We start from the raw sequence: 7786 nt of genomic DNA on the forward strand, positions 1-7786 counted from the left end.
GCCACCACCTTCCCGCTGATCGAGCGGGAGCGGATCACCATGACCGGCCTGGTCCCGCCGCTGGCGATCGTCTGGACCGACGCCGCCGCGGCCGGCTCGCACGACCTCTCCAGCCTGCGGTCGGTGCTGGTGGGCGGCGCCAAGTACAGCGAGGCGGCGGCCCGCCGCTTCGAGCCGGCCTTCGGCTGCCGCCTGCAGCAGGTCTTCGGCATGGCCGAGGGCCTGGTCAACTACACCCGTCTGGACGACCCGCTGGAGACGATCGTCTCCACCCAGGGCCTGCCCATCTCCCCCGACGACGAGATCCGCATCGTCGACGACAACGACCGGGACGTCGCCGAGGGCGAGTTCGGGCACCTGCTCACCCGCGGCCCGTACACCATCCGCGGTTACTGGCGGGCTCCCGAGCACAACCTGCGGTCCTTCACCGAGGACGGCTTCTACCGCACCGGCGACATCGTGCGCCGCACCCCGACCGGCCACCTGGTCGTCGAGGGCCGTGCCAAGGACCAGATCAACCGCGGCGGCGAGAAGATCGCCCCGGAGGAGGTGGAGAACGTCATCCTCCGCCACCCCTCGGTCCACGACGTCTCCGTGGTCGCCGTTCCCGACGAGTACCTCGGCGAGCGCAGCCTCGCCTACGTCGTCCTGCGCAAGGACGCCGAGCCGCTGAAGTCCGTCACGGTCAAGCGCTTCGTGCGCGAGCAGGGCATCGCCGCCTACAAGGTGCCCGACCTCGTCGAGTTCGTCGAGGAGTTCCCGCAGACCGGCGTCGGCAAGGTCAGCAAGAAGGGGCTGCGGGCAGCCGCGGACTCCCCCCAGGATCAGTGAAAGGCCCGACACGTTCCATGGCACTTCCCGCCATCGCCCCCTACCCGCTGCCCGCACCGGACGAGCTGCCCGCCAACCGGGTCTCCTGGACGGCGGACCCCCGGCGCGCCGTGCTGCTCGTGCACGACCTGCAGAACCACTTCCTCGGGTCCTTCCCGGCCGGTGAGCAGCCGCTGACCGGCATGCTCGCCAACACCGCCCGGCTGATCGCCGCCGCCCGGGCGGCCGGCGTCCCGGTCGTGTACTCCGCGCAGAAGGGCGGCCAGACGGCCGAGGAGCGCGGTCTCCAGCTGGACTTCTGGGGGCCGGGCGTCGCCGACGACCCCGAGAAGCTGACCACCCCCGAGATCGTGGCACCGGCGCCGGGCGACACGCTGCTGCGCAAGTGGAAGTACAGCGCCTTCGTCCGCACCGAACTGGCCGGCCTGATGGCCGGGTGGGGGCGCGACGAGCTGATCGTCACCGGCGTCTACGCCCACATCGGCGTGCTGATGAGCGCGGCGGACGCCTGGCAGCGCGACATCCGCGCCTACCTGGTCGCCGACGCCGTCGCCGACTTCAGCCGCGCCGACCACGACATGGCCCTGCGCTGGGCCGCCGGCCGCTGCGCGGCCGTCACCACCACCGACGCGCTGCTGGGCGCGCTGACCGAGAAGGACTGATCCGCGCGATGGCCCTCACCCTGCACCAGATCCACGCCGACGTCGCCGACTGTCTCGGCGAGGACCCCGCCGAGATCCCGGTGGACGAGAACCTCGTGGACTACGGCCTCGACTCGGTCCGCATCATGACGCTGCTCGAGGGCTGGCGCCGCGACCACGGCGTCGGCGCCGACTTCGCCGACCTCGCGGAGCAGCCGGCCGTCGAGGCCTGGGCGCGGCTGCTGGGGGCGGCCTCATGACCGTCGCCACGCCCGCCCCCACCGGGGCGCACACCGAGGACTCACCGTCCGAACTCCCGCTCACCGCCGCGCAGTCGGGCATGTGGTACGCGCAGGCGCTGGACCCCGCCAGCCCGGCGCTGAACACGGCCGAGTGCGCCGAGATCGACGGCCCGCTGGACCCGGACCTCTTCGCCCGTGCCCTCCGGCTGGTCGTCCGGGAGGCCGACGCGCTGCGCGTGCGCCTGGTGGAGACGCCGCAGGGGCCGCGCCAGCGCGTCCTGGAAGAGGTGGAGCTGCCCTTCCAGGTGCTCGACCTCCGGGACGCCGACGACCCGGCGGCGCGCGCCGAGGAGTGGATGCGCGCCGACCTGGCGCGGCCGTTCGACCTCGGCGGCGCGGAGCCGCTGTTCACGCAGGCGCTGCTGCGCACCGGGGACGAGCGCTGGCTGTGGTACCAGCGGATCCACCACCTGGTGATGGACGGTTACGGCTACACCCTGCTGGGCCGCCGCACCGCGGAGGCGTACACCGCCTTCGCCCGCGGCGAGGAGCCGCCCGCGACGGCCTTCCGGCCGCTGGCCGAGCTGGTCGCGGCCGACCTGGAGTACCGCTCCGGCGAGGCGCTGGAGGCCGACCGGGCGCACTGGTCGCAGCTGCTGGCCGACCGCCCCGAGGCCCCGCACCTGGCGGGGCGCGGCGCGCAGCCGTCCCGGACCTTCCTGCGCCGCACCGCCCACCTCTCCCCCGAGGCCACCGGCCGGCTGCGGGAGACCGCGTCCGCGCTGAAGGCCACCTGGCCCGAGGTGATGATCGCCGCGCAGGCGCTCTACACCGCCCGCGCCACCCACCGGCAGGAGGTGGTGCTCGGCGTTCCGCTGATGGGGCGCATGGGCTCGGCCGCGCTGCGGGTGCCCGGCATGGTGATGAACGTGCTGCCGCTGCGGGTGTCCGTGGAGCCGCGGCAGACCTTCGCGGCCCTGGTGCGCCAGGTGGTGCTGGCGCTGCGCGCGGCCCGCCGCCACCAGCGGTACCGCTACGAGGACATCCGCCGCGACCTGGGTCTGCTGGGTGAACAGCGCGCGCTGGTGGGCCCGATGGTCAACACGATGCCCTTCGACTACGCGGTGGACTTCGCGGGCTCCCCGGCACGGCTGCGCAGCCTGTCCGCCGGGCCGGTGGAGGACCTGACGGTCAACATCTACGACCGCGCCGACGGGCACGGCCTGGAGATCGACCACGACGCCAACCCGGCGCTCTACCGCGAGGACGAGGTCGCCCTCCACCAGGATCGCTTCCTGGCGCTCCTCGACCGCCTGGTGGCGGCCGACCCGACGCTGCCGCTGGCCGCGCACCCGGTGGCCCTGCCTCATGAACTCGACCTGGTGGTGCGGGACTTCAACGACACCGCACAGGAGCTCCCGCCGACCACGCTGATCGGCCCGATCGAGGCGCAGGCCGCCCGCACCCCGGACGCCCCCGCCCTGGTCTTCGACGGCACGACGCTCACCTACGCCGAACTCAACGCCCGCGCCAACCGGCTGGCCCGTCACCTGATCGAGCGGGGCGCGGGCCCCGGCAAGGTGGTCGGGGTGGCGCTCCCCCGTTCCCTGGAGCTGGTGACCGCGCTGCTGGCCGTGGTGAAGGCGGGCGCCGCCTACCTGCCGCTGGACCCGGACTACCCGGCCCAGCGGCTGACCGACATGCTCGAGGACGCCGCGCCGGTGTGCGCGGTCACCGACCACGACCGGCGGCTGCCCTCCGGCGTGGTCACCCCGCTGGTGGTGCTCGACGGCCTGGACGTGTCCGCCCACCCGGCCTGCGACCCGGCGCGGGCGCTGACGCCCTCGCACCCGGCCTACGTCATCTACACGTCCGGCTCCACCGGCCGTCCCAAGGGCGTCGTGGTGCCGCACTCGGCGATCGACAACCGGCTGCGCTGGATGCAGCACGCGTACCCGCTGGGCCCCGGCGACAGGGTGCTGCAGAAGACGCCCGCCTCCTTCGACGTGTCGGTGTGGGAGTTCTTCTGGCCGCTGCGGGTGGGCGCCACGCTGGTGGTGGCCGAGCCCGGCGGCCACCGGGACCCTGCCTACCTGACCTGGCTGATCAACGAGGAGAAGGTCACCACCTGCCACTTCGTGCCCTCGATGCTCCAGCTGTTCCTGGCCGAGCCGTCGGCCGCCACGGTGGGCGCCACGCTGCGTCAGGTGTTCTGCAGCGGCGAGGCGCTCCCGAGGGACACCGCGCGGGCCTTCGCCGGCCGGCTGCCCGGGGTGCGGCTGCACAACCTGTACGGCCCCACCGAGGCCGCGGTGGACGTCTCGTACCACGAGGTGCTGCCGGGCGACGAGGGCCCGGTGCCGATCGGCGCCCCGGTGTGGAACACCCGGCTGTACGTCCTGGACGCGGCGCTCCAGCCGTGCCCGCCCGGCGTCCCCGGCGAGCTCTACCTGGCCGGCGCCCAGCTGGCCGACGGCTACCTCGGACGCCCGGAGCTGACGGCCTCACGGTTCGTAGCCGACCCGTTCGGCCCGCCCGGCGAGCGGATGTACCGCACCGGCGACCTGGCGCGGTGGCGCGCGGACGGCGGGGTCGAGTACCTGGGCCGCACCGACCACCAGGTGAAGCTGCGCGGCCAGCGCATCGAACTCGGCGAGATCGAGGCCGCGTTGGCCGCCCAGGACGGGGTGGACGGCGCCTGCGCGCTGGTCCGCGAGGACCGGCCCGGCGACCAGCGCCTGGTCGGCTACGTCACCGGCACCGCCGACCCGCTCGCGGTGCGCGAGGCGGTGGCGCTGACGCTGCCGGAGCACATGGTGCCGACGGCCGTGGTGGCGCTGGAGGAGTTCCCGCTGTCCCCCAACGGCAAGCTGGACCGCCGCGCCCTGCCCGTCCCGGTCCACGAGGCGTCCGTCGGCCGCCGGCCGACGGTGGCCCGCGAGGAGGCGATGGCCCGGATCTTCGCCGAGGTGCTGGGGCTGGGCGAGGTGGGCGCCGACGACGCCTTCTTCGACCTGGGCGGCTCCTCGCTGCTGGCGATCCGCCTGGTGGGGCGCATCCGCGAGGAGTTCGGCGCGGAGCTCACCCTCGGCTCGCTGTTCGCCTCGCCGACGCCCGCGGCGCTCGCCGCCCGGCTGGACAGCGCCCGTCCGGCCTCCTCGGACGCGCTGGACGTGGTGCTGCCGCTGCGCCCCGACGGCGACCTGCCGCCGCTGTTCGTGGTGCATCCCGCGGGCGGCATCGCCTGGTGCTACGCGGGGCTTCCCGCACGGCTGGGCCCGGACCGGCCGGTGTACGGCGTGCAGGCGCCCGGGCTGCTGGAGGGCGGCCCGCTGCCCGCCTCGCTGGAGGAGCTGGCCGCCGAGTACGTCGGCCGGATCCGCGCGGTGCGGCCGCACGGGCCGTACCGGCTGATGGGCTGGTCGGTCGGCGGCGCGCTGGCGCAGACGATGGCGGTGCTGCTGCAGGAGGCCGGTGAGGAGGTCGACCTGCTGGCGCTGCTCGACGCGTTCCCCGCCGAGCAGTGGCGGGAGCGGCCCGCGCCGGAGGAGGGCGACGCGCTCACCGCGGTGCTGCGGATGGCGGGCCTGGAGCGGACCGTGGAGGCGACCAAGGACGACGTGATCGCCACGCTGGCCCGGCTCGGCAGCCCGCTGGGCGGCCTGTCGGACGTCACGCTCAACCGGATCGTCGACATCGTGCCGCACAACGCGCGGCTGATGCGCGAGCACGTCCACCGGCGGTACGAGGGCGACCTGCTGTTCTTCACCGCGGCGGCCCCGCGCGCGGAGGACTGGCTGACCTGGGAGTCCTGGCGGCCGCACACAGGCGGCGAGGTCCGCAACCTGGACCTCGACTGCACCCACCCGCTGATCACCCAGGGCCGCCACCTGGACGCGGTGGCCGCGGTGGTCTCCGCCCGGCTGAAGGAGCTCGACGCGTGAGCGCGACCGACATCCCCTCCCCGTTCGACGCCCCGACGCCGTTCCGGGTCCTGGTCAACGACCGCGGTGAACGCTCACTGTGGCCCGACTGGCGTGAGGTCCCGGCCGGCTGGACGCCGGTGTTCGGCCCCGCGCCACGGGAGGAGTGCGAAGCCTCCCTCCACCGGCCGTGACCTCGCGGGCCGCGTCCCTGGCCGGGGGCGCGGCCCGGGCCGTCACGGGCGAGCTGGACATGAACCGCCACCTGAACCTCGGCCCGCTCCTCCCGCGGCAGCAAATCCCGCAGGACCACCCCACGCGAACCCCGGACACGACGGCACCTTGATCCTTTCGGTGCCGTACCTGTTCAATCAGCGCAAGTTTCAGCTGTCTCCACAGGGGCGACCATGCAGTTCAAGGCCGAAGCCACTACCGAAGTCGCCGAACGGGACCAGTGGTCCTATTCGCCGGCTGTCGGTGTCGGACCGCTGCGGTTCGGTATGACCGTCGACGAAGTGGTCGAGGCGGCTGAGAAGCTCGGCCGATCGAGCGTCAGCGAGTTGCCGCGCGACCACGCGATCTTCTCACCGACATGGAGGATCGAGGTCCACCGTCGAGGCCTGGCTCCTTCCGTCACCGCGTATGTGAGCCAAGCCGTGGGGCTGTTCTGCGTGGCTGCCGACGCCGTGCACGGTCCCCAGGTCACGCACGACGGACTCATGCTGGCCGGACGGGACCTGGCGGAGCTGGAGCGCGACGCGATCGCGTATGCCGAGGCAGTGGACGGACACTTCCGCTACACGCCCGAAGGCTACGCAGGACCGGACGATTCCGGGGTCGTCATGCGCGCGCAATTCGTCGGGCAGGTCCTTCGATCGCGTCCCCTGTTCATGGTGACGCGCGACGGCGCCAACGCCGAATGGGACTCACTGCCACGCGAGGAGTACCTCAACGGCCAGTTCCACGCCTGACGCGATGTGACTCATGGAGCGGAGTAGCCGACCACGATCCGGGCTGATGCCGGTCGACGGTGGCGCTTGCAGGCTGAGGCCCGCTCGCATTCAACCACTGGCGTCGCGGGAACCGTGGTGCTTGACTGCCGCGGTGGTCCTGGACGTGGCGGAATTGCTGGCAGCGCACGATCGCATCCTGCGGGGCCCCGGTTCGGCGCCTCCGCGGTTCGGCACCGTGGTCGAGCGGATCGGACCGCTGATCCTGACGCATTACGGCACCCACTGCACCGTCGACCACCCCGCCCTGGACGCCTCGGCCTCGGCCTCGGCCGCGCACCCGCGAGGGCATGGCCGTCGCCCGCGCCCGCGGCAAACCGGCCCGGGGTTACGCGCCCTCCACCCCCGCGACCCGCAGCGCGTGAACGACGTCCCAGTAGCGGTCCTGCGACACCCCGCGCGCCGCCTCCAGCAGCAACGGGACCATCCGCGCCGGGTGTCCCGCCGCGCAGCGGGCCGCCTCGGCGGGCACGCGGGTGCGCACGTACGCGTCCATCAGCAACCGCACCTCCCGGTCGCGCCGCGCGTCGCACAGGGCCGCCACCGCGTCCGCCATCTCCTCGGCGGGACGGGCCACGCCCTGCCGCAGCACCCGTTCCCCGTCGTCCGGCCGGCCCGCCGCCGTCAGCGCGTCGGCGACCGGCACCAGGCGGGGCACGGGCAGGGACGACGCCTCCCACAGCAGCGTCGCCCATTCGGCCTCGCCGCCGGAGTCCTCCAGCCGCTCGGCGGCCAAGGGGAGGCGCCAGACGGGCCACCGCGCCATCTCCGCCAGCAGCGCGTGCGCCTCCCCCGAACGGCCCTGGCCGCGCAGCCGCAGCAGTCGCGCCACCCCCTCGGCCACCGCCGCCCGGTCCTCGGCGTCCGGTTCGGCGAGGTCGCGGCGGGCACTTCCCGGCTCGTCGGCCGCACCCGCGAACCGCGCGCCCCGCGGCGCCGCGTCGGCGGCCGGTTCCGGTCCGGGCAGAGGGACGCCGGGAAGGACGGGCGCCGCGAAGCCGGTGGGCGCTTGCGGTTCCTCCGGCATCCCGGCGAACCGGGCGCTGCCGCGAGGTCGCTTCCTCTTCTGCCGCTTGCCGGCCGTGGCTGCCTCGCCGGGCCCGTCGCCGCCGTCCGCGAGGCCGTGCCCCGCCCCGGCC

6 protein-coding genes and 1 pseudogene are annotated in these 7786 nt (G+C 74.2%); 6 read left to right on the forward strand and 1 reads right to left on the reverse strand.

Annotation, left to right across the window (positions count from 1 at the left end):
- The 6 genes from ACOV8S_RS31915 to ACOV8S_RS31940 form a co-directional block, all read left to right on the forward strand.
- Nucleotides 1-831, forward strand: an 831-nt coding sequence (locus ACOV8S_RS31915; RefSeq protein WP_448322013.1) for an AMP-binding protein, incomplete at its 5' end; no start/stop codon positions are given.
- A gap of 17 nt (nt 832-848) precedes the next feature.
- Nucleotides 849-1493, forward strand: a complete 645-nt coding sequence (locus tag ACOV8S_RS31920) for an isochorismatase family protein (protein ID WP_448322015.1) — start codon at nt 849-851, stop codon at nt 1491-1493.
- Between the two features lie 8 nt (nt 1494-1501).
- Nucleotides 1502-1732 (forward strand): phosphopantetheine-binding protein, encoded by a 231-nt coding sequence (locus tag ACOV8S_RS31925; protein WP_351111302.1) that lies wholly within the window; start codon nt 1502-1504, stop codon nt 1730-1732.
- The gene (locus ACOV8S_RS31930) at nt 1729-5658 is read left to right on the forward strand and encodes an amino acid adenylation domain-containing protein (RefSeq protein WP_448322017.1); all 3930 of its coding nucleotides are present in this window, start codon (nt 1729-1731) and stop codon (nt 5656-5658) included. Before ACOV8S_RS31925 ends, ACOV8S_RS31930 begins: the two co-directional genes overlap by 4 nt.
- A complete protein-coding gene (locus ACOV8S_RS31935) occupies nt 5655-5831 on the forward strand; it encodes an MbtH family protein (RefSeq protein ID WP_448322019.1) in 177 nt (58 codons plus the stop codon). Before ACOV8S_RS31930 ends, ACOV8S_RS31935 begins: the two co-directional genes overlap by 4 nt.
- A gap of 213 nt (nt 5832-6044) precedes the next feature.
- Nucleotides 6045-6608 carry a hypothetical protein gene (locus ACOV8S_RS31940; RefSeq protein ID WP_448322021.1) on the forward strand — a complete coding sequence of 188 codons (564 nt, stop codon included), beginning with the start codon at nt 6045-6047 and terminating at the stop codon, nt 6606-6608.
- 367 nt (nt 6609-6975) lie between these two features.
- On the opposite strand, the pseudogene ACOV8S_RS31945 reads toward ACOV8S_RS31940, so the two are convergent.
- Nucleotides 6976-7786 (reverse strand): annotated as a pseudogene (locus ACOV8S_RS31945) (hypothetical protein); the annotation flags it as partial.

The sequence above is a fragment of the Streptomyces sp. CO7 genome, assembly GCF_053474865.1.

What these genes read in the sequence shown, in the direction of transcription:
- ACOV8S_RS31920 (WP_448322015.1), top strand. Translation starts at nt 849, where the DNA reads ATGGCACTTCCCGCCATCGCCCCCTACCCGCTGCCCGCACCGGACGAG.
- ACOV8S_RS31925 (WP_351111302.1), top strand. Translation starts at nt 1,502, where the DNA reads ATGGCCCTCACCCTGCACCAGATCCACGCCGACGTCGCCGACTGTCTC.
- ACOV8S_RS31930 (WP_448322017.1), top strand. Translation starts at nt 1,729, where the DNA reads ATGACCGTCGCCACGCCCGCCCCCACCGGGGCGCACACCGAGGACTCA.
- ACOV8S_RS31940 (WP_448322021.1), top strand. Translation starts at nt 6,045, where the DNA reads ATGCAGTTCAAGGCCGAAGCCACTACCGAAGTCGCCGAACGGGACCAG.